The following is an 18484-nucleotide window of genomic DNA, read 5'->3' as shown; positions in this document are numbered from 1 at the left end:
TAGCCGGGGTAGAACGTTCGCGCCCGTGGGGCTAAGACTCCGTCCGCAAAACAGTTCGCCCCCTACTTGTAGAAACATGTTTGAGGCTGGTTGGGACAATGATCTCGTATAACAAGCGAAGCTATGACACTATAAGGAGGATTTAGGGGTTACCGGCAATTATATTATTGAAGGAGGAATTTTAATGAATCCAGTCGTTGGTCTGGATGTGGCAAAAGGTGAAAGTCAGGTTCAAGCATATTTGGAAAGAAAGAAGCCCTACAAGAAAAGTTTCAAAGTAAAACATGATCTTGATGGGTTAGCTAGTTTATTAGATTTTATTAAAGAGGTAGAACATACTTCAGGAGAACGGCCCCCTCTTGTAATGGAATCAACGGGTCATTATCACACACCTATTGTTCAATATTTTGAGGACAAAGGCTATTTAATCATTATCGTCAATCCACTCATCTCTTATAAAGCAAAAAGTTCTAGTTTGCGAAAGGTAAAAACAGATATCATTGATGCCAATCATCTCTGCGAGCTGTATTATAAAGAGGATTTAGAGCCTTATAAAAAGCGTGGTATCCAACTTACGAACTTGCGTCATCTTACGAGACAGCACGATAATATTACTGGCATGTTTGTACAAACCAAACTACAATTTCAGGCAGTCTTGGATCAAATTTTTCCTGAATATAGTAAGGTTTTTGGAGACTTATATTCGGATGTTTCTTTAAAAACATTACAAAGCTTCCCTACGTCAGAAGAAGTCTTGAAAGCTGATACTGAAATATTAGCAACTAAAATAAAAGAATTCTGCAATACTCGTTCATTGCAATGGGCAAATAAACAGGCTGAAAAGTTAATTAATGCCGCAGCTCAAAACCCTTTTAAGGAGACTTTATACTCTAGTCTTGCCCTAAGCTTAGATATGTATATTAATATGCTCTTTGAACACAAAAAACATCTATCCATGCTTGAAAATGAGATAGATGCTTTAGCAAAAAGTATTGAAGAATCTAAGATTATCCGATCAATTCCCGGTATCGGTGAAAAAATCGCTGCCACGATTATTTCTGAAATTGGGGAAATTGAAAGGTTTAATCATCCTAAGAAACTAGTGGCATTTGCCGGTCTTGATCCAAGTGTTTTTGAATCTGGCACATTCAAAGGTACTTACAATCGAATTACCAAAAGAGGCTCTAGCAGACTACGGCAAGCTTTATATATGGCTGTTAAATGTGCTATTCGTGACTGTCGCAAACAGAAAACAACGGATGAAATCCTTCCTCGTAATAAGAGATTACGAGCGTTTTATGATAAAAAACGGGAGGAAGGAAAACCATTTAGAGTAGCTGTAATAGCTTGTGCAAACAAACTCTTACATTGGATTTATGCCCTATTAAAAAGCAAAACTTCTTTCCTAGATTTAGCTTGATTAAACAATTTAGCCAAGTGGGCCATGACTTTCCAAATATAGTATTTGGACGGTTATTTGGTATGCACAAATTTAGTATAACATGATATTTTTAATATTTTTATTGAAAAATGTTGACAACTATTGGCTGGTTTAATGGAATAACTGAGTAGCTTATTACTGTTTTAGTTGAATTATGATTACTGAGCTAGCTTTTTGTATTTAACAAAATATGGTGTAAAAAGAGAACCGATTATTAAAATAGCAATCCCTACACCCATTGTTGCAAAAGCATTATCAAAGGGTGAAAAAAAATATCCAAACATCAGCATTGGTATGATAGTCAAAGATACAAATATTAACCTTCCAAGAACTGTTATTCTATGTTCAGTATTACAGTTTTCACATTCAATTGGTTTATACGCCCACCATAAAGATTTATATATATTACTCCAACTAAATTGCGTGTTACAGTTCTTACACTTTTGCATTGAATACACCACCACACTATTCCGGCCCATTTCGTAAAGAATGACGCTTTTCCCTATTTCAGATAAGCGCTCGATTGTTGAAGATCGTTATTGAACTAAAGCCCCTGTTTAAGTACATTTATTCACATACTTAGGAAACTACTTTATTTTTAAGACTGTTTGTATTCTTTAAGAACTTCACTGTTAGTATTTCTCAATCTTTATTTTTATTTTCATTTTTTCTTCCTAATTGTTTCTGTTTCAGAAACATTCTTAATAGAATCTTCAACTATTTGTTGAATCAACGTATCATCAATTTTTGCATCCTTCGGGAAACCTACTGAAACTGTTAATTCATCAGTACCACCATCTATCATTATTGCTAGTGAATCACCATCAAGTTCCGTTTGCTCTGTAATAGATACTATTATTTCATTTTTTAATTCGGATATTAAATTTGATATTCCATCATTTCCCCCATCTCTCTGAGAAACTACTACTTGGCTTTCTAATACCTTGGTTGTATTACATCCAACTAACAGGATTGAACAAAATACAATTCCTGAAATCATAGCTTTTTTCATTACTTCTAAATTCCCCTTTCAAAAATAAATTGCACATTCGACAACAATTCTCCATACGTATAGTATGACTTTATATATTGGTAAAAGTTCCAAATCTATTAATAATATTGAACTAACCTGCTCTTTACTTCAATAAGAAAAAGCCATTCTCCTTCTTGAAAAATAGCATTCCGTTAGTTCAATCGGAGAATGATTACTAAAGAATTTTTAATGACTCAGTCCTTCAATTGTTTCAAAAATTCTTGAATATACCTCTTTTATGTTTTCATCAGTTTTTTTATCATTATATAATCCAAAGCCCCAACTCTTTGACGATTTATCTTCTTTTGAGGTAATAACCCCAACAGCATAGCTAATGCCAGCAGTCCAACTCCAAGACTTATTAAATTCTGTTTCTTTTTCGGTAAAAGGGATAAGGCTATTAGCTGATATAAAAAAGAACGGAATAGTTGATTCTAAATAAATATTTGCATAATTGCTTTCAGATGCTTGAGGAAGATTTTCTTCTGTAATAAAAATGGCATCATACGAGCCTATTTCCTCGCCTGTCAGACTATCGAAAGAAATTTCATTGAAAGTAACCTGTTCTTCTTTCACTTCTGGTGGTTCCCCAACTACTGCTATTCTTAAAGATTTACCTTCATATAACTCGAAATCAGGGCTTTGAGTACAAGCCGACAATGCAAATATTAGTATTAGCAATACAAAAGATAAATAGTTCCTTCCCTTTTCCATATTCCAACCCTCACAATTTCATTGTATAATTGCAATCACTTATATATAAGACTACGAGTACAGCTAATAAAGGTTTCACCGTTTGCGTTATTGCACTAACCTGCTCCATTAGCGGAACAAGAAAAAGAGCCGCCGCCGCAGCCCCTTGTTAAACTCTTGCACGTTTAGTGGAATAAGGACCAATCCAAATGAAAATTTAGAAAACTCTCTAACCTAATTCGTGATTGGAGTTATTAATAGATTATTACTTAAAATACATGTAAAGATTAAAACCGATAAGACATCGCTCCAGGGTAATATACTTTTTGTAGGTTAACAACAGCCATGATGGAATCCATGGAGGTGGTGGTGGAAAGGATAGCCTCCATAACCCATGCCCATGCCATAACCAGGATAACCTCCGTATCCCATACCGTAACCAGGATAGCCTCCATAACCCATACCGCCAAAGAATTGTCTTTCCATTTTTTATCTCCTCCTCAAATTGTTTCAAAAATAGTGTATGTGTCCATGTTTAAAGAGGAATAGACGTTTACCTATTATTCGTGTTTTCTTGGCTGTTATTTTGCATATAGTAATATTTATGTAATACTGCTCAAAAAAATTAGATGAATTCTACGATTTACTGTCTTCTTCAATTAACCTGCTCCGTTACTTTAAGTACAAAGTTTCACAATCTTGCCTAAACTTTTACCTAGATATCTAGATTTTATTTAACAATCTGGCCCGATTACTGAAAAAAAGCACAATTCCTCTTCAAGAATTGCGCCCGATTATGGAATAACACTGAAATTGATTTGTGGGGTTGCTTGAAATGTTTTTAAGGGATAATTATTTTCCCCACAATCTAGTCCTATCAATTGGTACAATCTCCAGACCATCTAATCGTTTATGAATTATAGGATTTTTGAAAGGATCATGGTTTTCTTTTTCAATATGATGACGAGCACGAATATTTAAGCCTAAAACATCTAGATAATTACGGTAACTCATTTGGTTCATCTCCTTGAAACGTTTAAAAATATTATCTGTTTTTTTTATCAAAACATTCCAGAAGGAACAATTATCGATTATCTAGTTAACTTCATAAGAAATTAGGTACCATCATTTAACATACAGGGGCTTGGCAGAAATTGAAATACAAAACAAAAAAATGATTAATGATAAAGAATATAAAAAACTAAATTGGTTAATTCATTTTAGGAAATTTAGTTCATAGAAGTATGTATACACCACTTTATCGAATTATTCATTTTTTAATATAAAAAACCCTTATTAAGATGATGTGACCCTGTCAAGTAGACACAAAAATAAGAAAGTTAAGAAACCAGGATTCTATAGTTTCAGGTTAAATTTTTTTAGCTACAAAAAAAGAACACCGCAACAAGCATCCTCACCCATCACAATAAATGAATTTCCCCCACTTTATGAATATATCAACCATTTGGGATAACTTACAAATTTTTAAAAACATTAAAGTCCTCCTTAGTCGTTAATACTATTGATTGAATTAACGACTAAGGAGGTTAATTAGAAATGGATAATCAAAAATTAGCTGATCATGAATCATTGGATTTACATGAAGTTATTAATTTCAAAACCCTTTGCTTAGCAAAATCAAAACTAATGCAAGGATTGGTATTTGATCATGATTTGAGAGCATTAATGCAAAAAGATGTTGAACAATCCATACAAGCGCTTGGGGAATTACAGGCAATTTATCAACGTGCACCTTTTGAATCTCCTGTTCCTCAAAACCGGCCAACACCAATAATCAATTGAAAAGGAGGCAAATTCATTGAACCAGGACTATTTAGACCCTATAAACGCGCTACACGTACCAGAGCTAGCAGATACCACATTTGCGATGGATTTACTTCTTCGTGCCAAAGAATGTGTTCGCATTATTGCGGTGGCATTAACTGAGTCAGCATCACCTGATGTTAGAACGTTCTTACGAAAAAATTTAATGCAAGGTATTGCCATGCACCAAGAAATTACAGAACTTATGATTAATAAAAAATGGTTCCATCCATACGAACTAAGTGAACAGTATAAACTAGATCAACTCTCTGCCAACAATACATTGTTGATTGGCAAAATGAATCTATTCCCTGTTGAGACCAATAGAAAAGGTATGTTTGACCGGACACCTGATGATCACTAACACTGGAGGCTGTAACCAATGAAGGCAGTAACGTATCAAGGTATTAAAAATGTTGTAGTCAAAGAAGTTCCAGATCCCAAGATTGAAAAACCAGATGACATGATTATTAAAGTAACAAGTACAGCTATATGTGGGTCTGATTTACATTTAATTCATGGGATGATTCCTAACCTGCAAGAAAACTATGTTATTGGCCATGAACCAATGGGAATCGTCGAAGAAGTTGGTCCAGGTGTGACTAAGCTAAAAAAGGGAGATCGAGTAATTATCCCCTTTAATATAGCATGCGGTGAATGCCATTACTGTAAAAACCATTTGGAAAGCCAATGTGATAATTCAAATGATAATGGTGATATGGGTGCCTATTTCGGATATTCTGGTACGACGGGTGGCTATCCCGGTGGGCAAGCTGAATATTTAAGAGTGCCATTTGCCAACTTTACTCATTTCAAAATTCCAGAGACTTGTGAAGAGCCAGATGAAAAGTTAGCAGTTATTGCCGATGCAATGACTACTGGTTTTTGGAGTGTTGACAATGCAGGTGTAAAGGATGGAGATACAGTTATTGTTCTTGGCTGTGGTCCGGTTGGTCTTTTTGCTCAAAAATTCTGTTGGTTAAAAGGGGCAAAGCGAGTCATTGCCGTTGATTATGTCAATTATCGCCTGCAGCACGCAAAGCGCACCAACAAAGTAGAAATTGTTAACTTTGAGGACCATGAGAATGTAGGAAGTTACCTGAAGGAAATCACCAAAGGCGGTGCTGATGTTGTCATTGATGCAGTTGGTATGGACGGTAAAATGACTGATATGGAGTTCCTTGCAAGCGGAATGAAGCTTCATGGCGGAGCATTAAGTGCGTTTATCATGGCTTCACAAGCAGTGCGTAAAGGCGGGACAATTCAAGTTACTGGCGTTTACGGTGGCAGATATAATGGTTTCCCTCTTGGAGATATTATGCAGCGAAATATCAATATCCGCTCCGGTCAAGCACCTGTCATCCACTATATGCCATATATGTTTGAATTAGTTACGACCGGAAAAATTGATCCAGGAGATGTCGTAAGTCATGTACTTCCACTTAGTGAAGCAAAGCGTGGCTATGAGATTTTTGACACAAAAATGGATGATTGTATTAAAGTCGTGTTGAAACCTTGAAGAAGGAGGTATAAAAAATGAACTACGCCTTACATGAAGTTCTTGAGGTCCATGAGATGGCTGCATTTAAGACCACTTGTTTAACTAAATCTAAAACGATGAAAGCGTTAGTTACAGATCAGCTATTAAAAGATATTATGCAGCAAGACATTGATGTATCTACGAGACAATTACAAGAATATGCTTCTATCCTTACAAACGCTAAGCAGTAAATTAGGAGATGAATGAACATGAATCCAATCATTGAAACTTTAACTGGCATGGACGCTCTATCGGATCAAGTGGTTGCAATGGATCTACTCAGTTCAGCTAAAAGTGGAATTAGAAATTACGCCATGGCAGTTACAGAGTCAGGAACACCGGAAATTAAAGAAATGCTCACTCGCCATTTAGTGGAAGCTCTTGATATGCATGAACAAATATCCGCATATATGGTAGAAAAAGGATGGTACCATGCTTGGGATACAAACAAACAGATCAGTTTGGATTTAAATAATATCCATACAGCATTGAACTTACCGACATTATAAAAAAATCCCAGGAACAGTTTTACATTCACCAAACAAACTGTTCCTAGTAAACCATTTTGAGTTTATTTCGTAGAAGTAAAAAAAATTAAAACTTCTTACTCCTGTTTGTTTTATACCATATTATGAAAACAATTAATTGAATATTTTTATGAAAAGGTCGGAGCAGGAAATTCATCAATTTTGATACGAAGTAAACTATAAGGTTTCTGTCGTAAGTCTTTTCCATAATGAAATCTAGGCTGTCGATGTAATTGGTTCACAATGACATACAAATATTGATCCGGACCAATTGAAAAAGTATCCGGCCACAAAATTCTCGGATCATGGGCAATAGTTTCCATTATGCCATTTGGCAATATCTTACGGATACTGTTGTTTTCATAATCTCCAGCATAAACAGTTCCCGTTGCATCGGTGATCATTCCATCAGAAGCACCTTTTTCTCCCCAATACTCCACATGATAAGGTAAATCCTTGTCCGGTATCGTTCTGTCTCTCAGGGCTTCTGTTGAGATTGAGAACAAATGACGACTGGTTAGTGGAGCAAAAAATAATATCTTTCCATCGGGAGAAATCGCAAGACTATCAGACGCCAATCTAAATGGAGAAGTTGAACCGTCTTTGTTTCGATTCATTAAAATTTGACCTTCTACTTTCGGTAAAAAATATGGATCGGGTGAAGTTGAATTTGCCCCATTTAACCTTCTAAACGCGTTTCCATTTGATAAATCTACGACTATAATAGCTCCTGGTCCTCTTGAAGAAGAATCTGTTATATAGGCATAACCTGCTTTTCCAACACGAAAATCAAAACGGACATCATTTAGATAAGTTGTAGGCAGGACAACATCTTCTGTAAAGGTATATACTTTTCTTATTGTATTGGTTTCTAAATCAACAGCGACTAATTTTGCCTCCCCTTTAATAGGTTCAGAAAAATTGGGTGCCGCTGTATCTAATATCCAAAGCGTTCCCCTTCCATCAGCAACTACACTTTGGACACTGATAAAAGTCATTGTGATATTCTCGGGGTTAACCAAATTGGTTTGTAAATTAGGAAAAGGCTGCAATTTATCCTCAACAATTTCCGCAACTGTAAATTTAACATCGTCTCCCCATTTCGGAAAGCAAATGAAAATACGACCGGTCTCTGAAACAGTAACACCTGTAGGCATAGCCCCATAAAATGCATAAACTAGTTCTAAATTACCGAAATATTTTTCACTAGGTAACATAGGTTTCATAATATCCTCCTCAAGCATTCAAACGGGATATCACCTATATATGACATATATTTTTTCTAGTGCATGTTTCTTAATAAGTTTTTCTATACGAAAAGATGTTTGAATTGATTGTTTTCAAAATTTAATAAGTCTGTCAGAAGAAAGGAAACATTTTAATTTAAAGGTCTCCAGATGAAGTAGAATTCAATTAGCAGGTATCGAAGTTCAATATTCCCGAATCAACGTTATACTATTGTAAAAAAATAGGGAAAATCCCTTTTTTAACTTTGTGAAGAAATGTACTTAAACTAAACTGCTCCTTTAGATTTCTTCACAATCTCACATAAATATCTAGTTTTGTTTAAAGTCTTATTCTATTAAATGGCCCTTTTCATGAAGAAAGACGCTTTCTTAATTTCAGAAAAGCGCCCTTTAACGGAATAACATCCGAGCTTCTTTCCGTTAGTTTTTCGAGACTCAATTAATTGTTAGTTTAAATTCTTGATAATTAAGGGTAATTCCGTTAAATCATCTACAGTAATATCTGCTTTGACACTTTCCCATTGAAAGTCTTTTTTCCAAATTCCTTTCATCCCTACATTTTGAGCAGCTTTCACATCATTTTCCGGGTGGTCTCCAACAAATATACTTTCATTAGCTAAAACCTTCAGTTGCTCCAAGGCTTTTTTAAATATTTTAGGTGCAGGTTTTTTTATTCCTTCCCATTCAGAAACTAAAATAGTTTTAAAATACTTTTCAATACCTAAAGCCTTTATATTGTCCATCTGAAACTGCCCATATCCATTTGTAATTATCCCTAATAACAGGTTGCCCTTTCTCAAATCTTCTAACATACTTATTAGATTAGGAAAAGGAACACAACTATGCTTAAATTCACTTATATAATCCTGAAGTAAATCTTCCCAATTAACACCAGTTATTTCAAATTCAGCGACTAATTGTTGATACACTTTATCTTTCCAAACATACCCACGGCTATCTAACTCTATGAATCTTATGGTGTATTTCTCTTTTGGAATATGCCCTACCCATTTATTCAATCGCTCGTATTGATTATCAATAAACTTCTTAACTGATTCATCGCGATTTAACAAGGTTCCATCTAAATCAAATATGATAGCCTTAATCATTTTACAACCTCTCCCAAGAAACATAATTCTCCTTAATTTCTTTATCATTAACTAAAATACCTTCTTCAAGTATCTGTCTCAAATATAACAAGGATGCTCATTCATATTAATAAATCGCGCCCGATTCCAGGAAGCTCAAGATAATAATTATGATTGCTACATTAAGCTAATTTAACTAAATTTATATTTTTTGTAATGATAAAATAGGTTAAGTACTGATTATTAAGAGAAGATATAAAAATCAATCAGCACTTGTTCTCCTACGTTCTGACCAAAGAGCATACCCCAACCAAATTAGAGCTAATCCCATCGGTACTGCCAATATCCTATCGAATGGATGAGGAATTACGGCGGCAGCAAAGGTGACCACGGCTGCGAAGGAAAGTAAAGCCCCTGCCATGCGTGGGAAGATTCTTGCACGAAAAGTTGCGATTCCAAACAAGAGTCCACCAAGAGAATATAGAATCGCCGCTATTGGTGCTAATAATGGGAAAATACCAATATTCACTGTGCTTGTGGTTCCACCAAAAATCCCTACTATTCCTTCTACAAACTTCGGAGCATCAGTTGTAAGCAACGGCAAAACAAAAGCCTCGTTAAAACTAAAATTCATAGAAATTAACCAAAATAGACAAAATAAAATAAAACCAATCAGCCCAAGCCAGTCTGCTTCTTCCGCTTGTCTCGTATAGATGCCTGTAATTCCTATCAGACTGAAAAGAGACATAATGCTGGTAGTACATGCAATGACTACCCATAAGCTTGTGCTAACAGAAGATATATGATCCTCTGGGTGAATAAACTGAATACATATATATAAAATCCCTGCCAAAATTGCAAAAAGACCTGCCCATCGCATTAAACTCTTTCCCGTAATTCTTCGCTTTTTTTCATTTTTATTATTCATGTGATTCCCTCCAATTTTTATTTTTACTCTTAAAGTAAATACAAATTTTATAAACGACCTTAGCTATTGCAGAATTAAACTTCATATAGTAAGTTAGATATGCAAGAGATGAATAAATGTTTGAAATTAGGTGACGAAATGGAACATTATGAAGTAATTGAAAAATCTTTATTGTATATTGAAAACAATTTGCAACAACCATTATCATTGGAGTCTGTTTCAAATTCCTTCAATATGTCTAAATACTATTTTCATAGACTTTTTTCTGCAATAATGGGCTGTTCATTAAACCAATACACTTTATCAAGAAGATTAAATTTATCTGTTCAATTTATTCAAAACGAAAACTTATCATTAACAGAAATTGCGTATCAACTAAACTTTGGAACTCCATCGTCCTTCACCCGCGCTTTTAAAAGCCAATATGGTATCGCCCCAAGCTCTCTAAGAAAAAATGGAAAAACCATAGCCCTAGAAGACATTCCTCAAGTAATTAAAAGACCAATTAAAAACATCAATGGGGATATCGTTACCGATTTTACACTAACAAATTTTAAAACAACTCGAATAAGTGGGGTAGCATTTGAAGTTGATTTAGCAAGAAGTGATTTTAAAGAAAAGACTCGATCATATTCGAGAATGCTCGTAAACAGCATTGATGAAACGAACAGTAGTCCTTGTTATATCATCTATTCCAATTGTCAGCCAAACTCAACTAAGTTCAAGGCTCTAGTCGGGATTCCACAAAATCTAAAAATCAATAAACCAAATTATTTTACAGTAGATGTTCAACAATTTTTTTGTGCTAAGTTTAAATATTTTGGTGACCTACTAGATATAGGAAATGTCTTTATTACTGACTTTGCAAGATTTTTAAAGATTTCGAAACAAGAAACAGAGGAATCCGATATTGAACTTATTCAATTTTTTGAGAATATTCATAATCTTAATTCTTCCTATCATATATTCGTACCAATCAAAAAACTCTCCAGTGACGACGTTGATTAGTGTCTAACTACCTATATAAGTTAATAAACTTGTTATTTTAATAAGAAGGATACCATCACAAGTGTAAAGAAACTTTCCATATCTTGCTGTAAATCGTAAACAAGTAGTTTTTTGTAACGCAAAAAAGATGCCTTCCAGTTATTTTGGAAAAGCACCCATTTGAAGTTATTTAAGGACAGTAAACATTCCAATAATCAAAGGTTTTTCTTACCAAGATCTATTTGCTGAACAGTATTTAATCTACTACGTAATATAAAGTTACTCCACAATCTGGCCCGATTACTGAAAAAAGCACAATTCCTCTTCAAGAATTGCGCCCTTTTTCTTGAATAAAAAAATTAACTTGTCGATTTTTCTAATGTTTTCTTTTTCATTAAGCCAGTAAAGTCTCGTATTGTTCTTATAACAAAATACCCCAATGCACATCCTATGGTATATAAAATAATATCATCAATATCAAACTGGCCAATTTGAAACACAAATTGTTGAACTTCAATTGAAAAACTTATAATGATTGAGCTAACAAAAATTCTCGAAAATGTATAGTATTTCTTAAATAACATAGGTAGAAAAATTCCTAGGGGCAAAAAAATCATAATATTTCCTAATGTATTATTGATTATAATATCCATGTTAAATCTGTCAAAACCCATTATGTATTGAATCGTATTCTGAAAAGGAATGATATTTGAATTTAAAAGCCATACTTCTATATCAAAAAAACCATTTGAATCAGGCGGGCTAAAAAAATAGCGATTAAAACTTGGGTTAGGATCACCAAAAGCAACTGCATTAGTATAATCTGTGATGCGTATTAAAATTCGTTGGAATAACAATTTAAACAAGACGATGAATGAGTACAGACAAAATAAAATCCATGTCCCTATTTTGAATACTTTATAATATGGAATTAAGGATTCTTGATAACCACTTTTTAAATGTTTTTGCTCTCCAAAACATTCTAAAGCCTTTTTTGTAGCTTCTTTATCAGATAAACCTTTTTTTATATATTCACATTTCAACAAGTATAAATGGTCTTTCATTTCATCAACTATTTCTCTTTTTTCTGTCTCATCACAAGTTAGTTCACTTACAATTTGGTCAATATAGGATTCAATGTTTTTATCCAAGCGATTCCCTCCGAACAAACCTTTATTAAATTACTAATTTGAGTCCACTCTTTCAATTTTCTGTTCAATTCTTTTTTACCACCTTCTGTAATTCTGTAATATTTTCGTCTCCCTCCTGACTCTGAATTTTCCCAATATGATTGGAGCCAATCCTTATTCTCCAGTCTTTTTAAAGCAGGATACAGGGTACCTTCACTCATGTTATAAAGTTCATTGCTATTTTCTTTCAACGTTTTTACCATTTCATAACCGTACATATCTCTTTTATTCAAGAGTGAGAGAAGTAAAATATCAATGCTGCCTTTCATAATTTCTTTGTCCATCACTATACCTCACTTTCTAGAACCCCTTACATCGTAACACTACATACATCGTGTTACAAGGTGTGGAATTAAAAAAAATTCCATTTCTATTTAGGGATTTACCTCAATAATCTGGCCAGATTACTTAAAAAGCACAATTCCTCTTCATGAATTGCGCCCTTAGCTTAAGTATAGTTCTTCACAATCTCCACTTTTCTATAAAGAGTTATTCCATTAAATGGTCCTATTGTTGAATATCGTTATTGAACTAAAGCACCAGTTAGCCAATAATGAAACGCAAAAATCAGCGCTTCACCACAGAGAATGAAAATGTGTTAGAACCGTCAATGCTGATTCTACGGCTGGAAGAGGAAGGTCGCTGAACTATGGTGCGTTAGAGCCCATCCTTTAGTCTGACTACAACGACCACGGTGCACCACTGACTGTCGCTCCCATACGGGAAGCACCCATGTAGCGATGGAGAGTACAAGTGTATATTGGAAGCCTATTGTTAGTTTACTTGAGGCTGAAGATATTGAATTTTTAGTTATGAATGCTCAACACATGAAAGCAGTTCCAGGTCGTAAAACTGATGTTAAAGATGCAGAATGGATCGCAAATCTTCTTCGTCATGGATTACTTAAAGCTAGTTATATTCCTGACCGAAATCAGCGTGAGTTACGAGAACTTGTGCGTTATCGTCGAAGCATTATCGAAGAGCGTGCTAGGCAACACAATCGGATTCAAAAGGTGTTAGAAGGAGCGAATATTAAGTTAGGATCTGTTGTTTCGGATGTCATGGGAGTTTCAGCTAGAGATATGCTCAAAGCTATTGCCGAAGGCGAAGAAGATCCTGAAAAACTAGCTAACTTTGCTCGACGCACTATGAAAAAGAAGAAAGAAGAAAGAAGAACTGGAACTCGCTCTAAAAGGCTATATTAATTCACATCAACGACTTATGTTAAAAACCATTCTAGGTCATATAGATTTTCTTACTGAACAAACCGAGATGCTTGATAAAGAAGTTGCCGACAGAGTCAGCTCCCATCAAGAAGATATAGAACGACTGGATTCCATTCCAGGTATAGCGACCAGAATGGCTGAACAAATCCTATCTGAAATTGGTACTGATGTGCAGAAACAATTCCCTACTGCAGCTCACATGTGTTCTTGGGCAGGTTTAGTTCCAGGGCAAAACGAAAGTGCAGGAAAAAGAAAATCAGCCAAGACTAAAAAAGGAAATAAGTATTTAAGATCGGCATTAACCGAGGCAACTCATTCAGTAAGAGGATCCAAAAACTATCTTGGAGCACTGTATAGGCGTACAGCATCTCGAAAAGGCAAAAAACGTGCAGGTATTGTTGTCGCTCACGCAATGTTACGTATCTCCTATTATCTATTAACTCGAAAAGAAATGTATGTAGACTTAGGCGAAGACTACTTTGATAAGCAGAGACAACAATCTATCGTTCGGCATTCACTGAGAAGACTCGAAAGTTTAGGATACGCAGTTACGATAGAAGAACCTAAAGCATCTTAATACGGTCACGATTTTTAACCATAAATCCACGAATTTGGCGCTCTTCCCTATTTTAAAAAATAAATGAGCTGCGTCTATTTTAGTATTGCCATTTTACGGTTATCACAGAAGTTAATTTTCATGGTAGTTAAACAACAGAAGGTTTCTTAGTCAAGAACCGGTCCAATCGTATTACGGTATTAAATTATCTATCATAAGGTTCGAGCTTCAAAATAAATTCTTCAACATCCTTGCCTCTTGCGTTGGAAAAACCTTTATCTTCAGAGATGATTTTAAACCTGCATTTTTCCAATACCCTAATGGAGGCGAGGTTATCTTTAGCAGCACGAGCATAGAGCGGGCGTACCTTAATATACTCCAGAAACTCTGACAACGCTTTAGTTGCAATACCATGACCCCAATATTCCTTCCCAATCCAGTAGCTTACTTCGGGTTCGCCGAACCGTTCAAAGTTTGAGACGTGTCCAGTGACAATGCCATTGAATAATATAGTCTTTATTGTGTTAGTCTCGTCAGCGATAATTTTTTTCCAATGGTCAAAAAATGCCTCCTTATCAGTGGGGTCTTTAGCTGTAAAGGCAGCCATATAGTTCGCCGTTGAATCTAGTTGTTGTTCGAAAAAGATAGGAAGATCTTCCTCTGTGATATTTCGTAGCTTCACTTCACATTTGCTAATGGATTCCATATTATTCACAAGCTCCTTAACATATTTTGAATATAAATTCTTCCAAGTTTGGAGAAATTCCTTCTTCAACTAACCTGCTCCTTTCCTTCAATAAGATAAAACCATTCTACTTCTTGGAGAAACTCCCCCCGTTACTTTAAGTGAAATATTTTACATAATACCATTATTATTTATCTTTGAAGCTTGCGAGATAAAATATCTAGGATTGTCGAAATAAGCCGTTTTATGTATTATGGTATCATAGTAGTTATTTTTCACACTCTGGAGGAAAGAAATGAGGAAGTTATATTCCTTTGATTTGGATGAAGAGAAAGGCATTTTCTTTGTAAAAGTATGCGGTTTTTTTAAAGAGGAAGATGCAAAAATATATTTAAGCGAGTTTCAAACCATCGTAAATACTATTAATCCTTCAAGGTATAAATTAATTATAGATGGACGGGGACAAGAAAAAGTGGCTGGTCATGTGACAGGTGATATTACATTCGTTTTAAATTTATATTCAATGGCTAATTTTAAAAAGATTATAATTATTAATCCCTCCTCTCCTGCTTCAAGAATGCAGGTTGAAAATTGTGTAAGGAACATTACCTTTGCTGGATTATTTGTGGATTCAATTGAAGAAGCTTACAGCATACAAGATTAATAATATTGTGAAAGTTATCTGTCAACTTTTAACTGGTTCAGTTAAGTGGTAGATAACGTGTTTTGACACTCAAAATAACAAGTTATTTGAATCAAAATTCACGAAAATAAGGATGGCTCTTGCCATCCTTTTTGACATAAATTGAACATCTATCATTTTTAAGGACCCTTCTTATACAAACGTACCCGTTTACCACCATGCAGCACAAAATCAATTCTGCACGACAGAGTAAGAAAAATATTAGGAAGGACCAATACTCATACTGACCTTGATCCAGTCAACACATTCCATAGATCAATGCATTTTCACTATTTCTATTTCTTTAAAGATGGATAAGGCTCTCTTTTTTATTGCCTTTTTTCGAAGTTGGAGAAGTTTATTTTCATGGTAGTTCAACAACTGTTTAGTTATCCAATTGTGAGTTGCATTAGCTATTTTTTGTGTGTTATCCCAATGAACCATGTGATTAGTTTCTTTCATTGAAACAATTGTGACATCTTTTATGTTCTGTTTTAATTTGGTTATTCCAGCTATTCTAGCATTAAAGAGTGTTGATACCATTTGTTCAATTTTTTCGTTCCATCGTTTTGTATATTGTTGATACCTTATTTCCAAGTCCGTGTAAACTGACTATTGTTGGCTTGTTATTCTGCCCCCATTGTTAAAGTATAATCATTCACAAATTAACTTTGAAATTTCAAAAGAGGTGCCTCAATTACTCCAATAATAAAATTAAAAGTTAATTAGTCAATGTTTATGTCATCTAATCGTATTTCCGCTACTTTTCCGTTTTCATTTAGCCACAATTCAATTGTTGCACGAAGTTTATGGTCAACGTACCCGATAATATCCACACCTTGCTCTGTCCTTGTTTAGTATTTTGAACCTAAGAATCAATAATATCTTGTTTCGCACTGCCAATTGCGATTCCTTTTACTGTTTTAATGCTGGATTTCGTTCTTACTCCTTCTTTTTCTTCCCCAATTATTAAATGAACAATATTCCCTTTTTCTTTCCCAGTGATGATAGAAGCCGTTTTTAATCCATCTTTCCAATGATAATAATCGTATAATTCGTTATCCTCCCAGCTAAAAGGTGTTCCATAATACTCTACAAAAGATTGATTATGAATATTATCATGCAGTTGTACATTCCCTAAAGATTCATTTGAAAGGTTGGTTGAATCTGTATGTTTAAAGTAATAGTTTCGTCCCTCTGTAAAGCGAGAAATTGTTTGAATGCCGATAATCGCTATTAGGATAATTAACGCAAGTAATACAATATATTTTATTCGCATTTTCTCTCCTAATTTATCTATATTTTAATGAGCGTTTATTAGGTTACTTGGTTTTGAAAGATTATTTAACTAATAAATAAGATTCTTTTGTATTATCCTGGTATTTTTTTCATAATCATATTGTACATAGAAATTCTATGTATGTAAATCGAAATTTTTAAAAAGTCTTATTGAGCTAACCTGCTCCATTAGTGCAGCAAGTACAATTTTACAAATATGTATAAATAATTGTTTTAATTCAGTTATCCTTTGATTGATGCTTCGTGCAGATTTATAAACATACTGCCAAAACATTCATTGTTTAATTGCCAGAAATCGTTCAAGTGTAACATCTATCCGCATAATCTCTGAACGCTTAGAAGTACTGGCCATTTCCGTATTTGAGAAGGAGGAAAATCCCAACTTAGCTTTAAGAACATTTTGGGAAAGATACTATTAATACTAAAACACAAAATGGGGTGGCATGAAGTGGATAAACAAATTAAAGAGTTGCAAGAACAAACTGAACACAAAGAAATAGTAAAATATACGCAGCATGTACTGGAAGCCATTGATAAATTAGCGGATGAGCATAGAAGGATTGTATCCTTAAACTCACTAGCTGGGATAAAACCAAGCGGAGAGCGGGAAAATAGTTTTTACACAAGTTTGCGTGATGTAAAGCGAATCCTTATTATTGAATTAGAAAAAACCATTGAGGATTTTAAACATCTTGGTGACAAACATTATGATAGAAATTACACTGACGGCGTAAAAGAATAATAAGCAAATGCGATGCTCTTTAGAGCATCGCAACATTTGGCAAAAAATGTATCTACCTTAATTCCAACTTTGTCAATCTACCTTTGAAATATCGCTAAATTTATAATGGTGCCTTTAATAATAAATCCTTGTATTCGATAAATTCTTAAAGTAATTCTCTCAGTTGTTGAATAAAGATTTATTGCTTTTAATGGAAAAGTAGTAAAAAATTCCACCGATCATCCAAAAAGGTTCCCAGAAAATTAACCTCCAAAACGTTGCGAATGTATCTAAATCAAAATTTAAAATATTAAACAGACTTAAAGTAATGGTGAAGAAATTAAGAAATCCATATAAGAACAATAATGCTCCTACAATTTTTACAACGTAATAGAGAATTCTGGATATTATAGGCTTCTTCCAGTTAACAAGTAGCATCAACAATAACACTACCCCAAGTAATTTAATAAAACCGGTAAGCCAGACAATTATCACGAACGAGGGAGAAGGGTTTAGAGACATCTCATAAATAACCCCTCCTAGAGATCTAACACCATGTAAGCCACCCATTGCCCAATAAAAGCTGATACCTGCAAAAATTATAGTCCAAACAATACCAAAAGCAATGAACCAATAATTCCTCTGCATTGGAAAACACTCCCTTAAAATAGTCTTCCACTTTTATTCACTCCAGCTATTCATATAACAGAACTAAAGATATTTCTTAACATGGTTTAATAGGTTTACTACGCAGCATTCTTCTAGATTACGGTAGAAAGGGTAGAGCGTAGCTGACCACGGTAAAAAAAGCCTGCCA

Annotated in this window: 22 protein-coding genes and 1 pseudogene; 10 read left to right on the top strand and 13 right to left on the bottom strand. The window is 34.4% G+C overall.

Translation table 11 applies throughout. The annotated features are described in order from the left end of the window. Positions 1–184: 184 nt before the first annotated feature. The gene (locus H0173_RS06675; protein ID WP_221845557.1) at positions 185–1420 is read left to right on the top strand and encodes an IS110 family RNA-guided transposase; all 1236 of its coding nucleotides are present in this window, start codon (positions 185–187) and stop codon (positions 1418–1420) included. 179 nt (positions 1421–1599) lie between these two features. On the opposite strand, the gene H0173_RS06670 is transcribed toward H0173_RS06675, so the two are convergent. From H0173_RS06670 to H0173_RS06650, 5 genes are all read right to left on the bottom strand, one after another. Then, entirely contained in the window at positions 1600–1890 is a 291-nt protein-coding gene (locus tag H0173_RS06670) for a TIGR04104 family putative zinc finger protein (protein WP_221845556.1), read from the bottom strand. Between the two features lie 212 nt (positions 1891–2102). Then, positions 2103–2453: a topoisomerase gene (locus tag H0173_RS06665; RefSeq protein WP_260631058.1), complete on the bottom strand. Its 351-nt coding sequence runs from the start codon at positions 2451–2453 to the stop codon at positions 2103–2105. Positions 2454–2660: 207 nt separating this feature from the next. Continuing rightward, positions 2661–3188, bottom strand: coding sequence for a hypothetical protein (locus tag H0173_RS06660; RefSeq protein WP_221845555.1), 528 nt, complete (start codon positions 3186–3188; stop codon positions 2661–2663). 312 nt (positions 3189–3500) lie between these two features. Continuing rightward, positions 3501–3653, bottom strand: coding sequence for a hypothetical protein (locus tag H0173_RS06655; protein WP_221845554.1), 153 nt, complete (start codon positions 3651–3653; stop codon positions 3501–3503). A gap of 366 nt (positions 3654–4019) precedes the next feature. Then, positions 4020–4181, bottom strand: a complete 162-nt coding sequence (locus tag H0173_RS06650) for a hypothetical protein (protein ID WP_221845553.1) — start codon at positions 4179–4181, stop codon at positions 4020–4022. Positions 4182–4724: 543 nt separating this feature from the next. Between H0173_RS06650 and H0173_RS06645 the strand changes: the two genes are divergently transcribed. The 5 genes from H0173_RS06645 to H0173_RS06625 are packed head-to-tail and all read left to right on the top strand — an operon-like array spanning position 4725 to position 7040. Beyond that, the gene (locus H0173_RS06645; RefSeq protein ID WP_221845552.1) at positions 4725–4970 is read left to right on the top strand and encodes a spore gernimation protein GerQ; all 246 of its coding nucleotides are present in this window, start codon (positions 4725–4727) and stop codon (positions 4968–4970) included. A gap of 16 nt (positions 4971–4986) precedes the next feature. Continuing rightward, a complete protein-coding gene (locus H0173_RS06640; RefSeq protein WP_221845551.1) occupies positions 4987–5355 on the top strand; it encodes a spore coat protein in 369 nt (122 codons plus the stop codon). Positions 5356–5373: 18 nt separating this feature from the next. After that, a complete protein-coding gene (locus tag H0173_RS06635) occupies positions 5374–6510 on the top strand; it encodes a zinc-dependent alcohol dehydrogenase (RefSeq protein ID WP_221845550.1) in 1137 nt (378 codons plus the stop codon). Between the two features lie 17 nt (positions 6511–6527). Then, positions 6528–6722: a hypothetical protein gene (locus H0173_RS06630; protein ID WP_053362408.1), complete on the top strand. Its 195-nt coding sequence runs from the start codon at positions 6528–6530 to the stop codon at positions 6720–6722. Between the two features lie 18 nt (positions 6723–6740). Beyond that, entirely contained in the window at positions 6741–7040 is a 300-nt protein-coding gene (locus H0173_RS06625; protein ID WP_221845691.1) for a spore coat protein, read from the top strand. A gap of 146 nt (positions 7041–7186) precedes the next feature. On the opposite strand, the gene H0173_RS06620 is transcribed toward H0173_RS06625, so the two are convergent. The 3 genes from H0173_RS06620 to H0173_RS06610 all read right to left on the bottom strand — a co-directional run bounded on the left by H0173_RS06620 (position 7187) and on the right by H0173_RS06610 (position 10321). Further along, entirely contained in the window at positions 7187–8284 is a 1098-nt protein-coding gene (locus tag H0173_RS06620; RefSeq protein ID WP_221845549.1) for an L-dopachrome tautomerase-related protein, read from the bottom strand. A 467-nt stretch (positions 8285–8751) separates the two neighbouring features. Beyond that, positions 8752–9414: an HAD family hydrolase gene (locus H0173_RS06615; protein WP_221845548.1), complete on the bottom strand. Its 663-nt coding sequence runs from the start codon at positions 9412–9414 to the stop codon at positions 8752–8754. A gap of 241 nt (positions 9415–9655) precedes the next feature. After that, a complete protein-coding gene (locus H0173_RS06610) occupies positions 9656–10321 on the bottom strand; it encodes a hypothetical protein (RefSeq protein ID WP_221845547.1) in 666 nt (221 codons plus the stop codon). Positions 10322–10459: 138 nt separating this feature from the next. On the opposite strand from H0173_RS06610, the gene H0173_RS06605 reads away from it, so the two are divergent. Continuing rightward, a complete protein-coding gene (locus H0173_RS06605) occupies positions 10460–11329 on the top strand; it encodes a helix-turn-helix transcriptional regulator (protein ID WP_221845546.1) in 870 nt (289 codons plus the stop codon). A 338-nt stretch (positions 11330–11667) separates the two neighbouring features. Here the strand turns inward: H0173_RS06605 and H0173_RS06600 are convergent, their stop codons facing one another. Together H0173_RS06600 and H0173_RS06595 are read right to left on the bottom strand one after the other, a co-directional pair. Then, the gene (locus H0173_RS06600; RefSeq protein WP_221845545.1) at positions 11668–12459 is read right to left on the bottom strand and encodes a VanZ family protein; all 792 of its coding nucleotides are present in this window, start codon (positions 12457–12459) and stop codon (positions 11668–11670) included. Beyond that, positions 12420–12782, bottom strand: a complete 363-nt coding sequence (locus tag H0173_RS06595; protein WP_221845544.1) for a PadR family transcriptional regulator — start codon at positions 12780–12782, stop codon at positions 12420–12422. Before H0173_RS06595 ends, H0173_RS06600 begins: the two co-directional genes overlap by 40 nt. A gap of 444 nt (positions 12783–13226) precedes the next feature. Here H0173_RS06595 and H0173_RS22880 point away from each other — a divergent pair. Next, positions 13227–14301 (top strand): annotated as a pseudogene (locus H0173_RS22880) (IS110 family RNA-guided transposase); the annotation flags it as partial. Between the two features lie 184 nt (positions 14302–14485). Here the strand turns inward: H0173_RS22880 and H0173_RS06585 are convergent. Continuing rightward, a complete protein-coding gene (locus H0173_RS06585) occupies positions 14486–14986 on the bottom strand; it encodes a GNAT family N-acetyltransferase (protein WP_221845690.1) in 501 nt (166 codons plus the stop codon). 274 nt (positions 14987–15260) lie between these two features. Here H0173_RS06585 and H0173_RS06580 point away from each other — a divergent pair, with 274 nt between their 5' ends. Continuing rightward, positions 15261–15629: a hypothetical protein gene (locus H0173_RS06580; protein WP_221845543.1), complete on the top strand. Its 369-nt coding sequence runs from the start codon at positions 15261–15263 to the stop codon at positions 15627–15629. 886 nt (positions 15630–16515) lie between these two features. Here the strand turns inward: H0173_RS06580 and H0173_RS06575 are convergent. Beyond that, on the bottom strand, positions 16516–16926 hold the full coding sequence (locus H0173_RS06575) for a hypothetical protein (RefSeq protein ID WP_313770614.1): 411 nt from the start codon (positions 16924–16926) through the stop codon (positions 16516–16518). Between the two features lie 468 nt (positions 16927–17394). Between H0173_RS06575 and H0173_RS06570 the strand changes: the two genes are divergently transcribed. Further along, positions 17395–17688, top strand: coding sequence for a hypothetical protein (locus H0173_RS06570; RefSeq protein ID WP_221845542.1), 294 nt, complete (start codon positions 17395–17397; stop codon positions 17686–17688). Between the two features lie 159 nt (positions 17689–17847). Here the strand turns inward: H0173_RS06570 and H0173_RS06565 are convergent, their stop codons facing one another. Further along, positions 17848–18315, bottom strand: coding sequence for a DUF3995 domain-containing protein (locus H0173_RS06565; protein WP_221845541.1), 468 nt, complete (start codon positions 18313–18315; stop codon positions 17848–17850). Positions 18316–18484 lie beyond the last annotated feature (169 nt).

Origin of the sequence: Bacillus sp. S/N-304-OC-R1 (assembly GCF_019749375.1) — a bacterium.
GTDB lineage: Bacteria > Bacillota > Bacilli > Bacillales > Cytobacillaceae > Cytobacillus.
The sequence above is the reverse complement of the archived record's forward strand: the minus strand, read 5'-3'. Positions and strand labels throughout refer to the sequence as shown.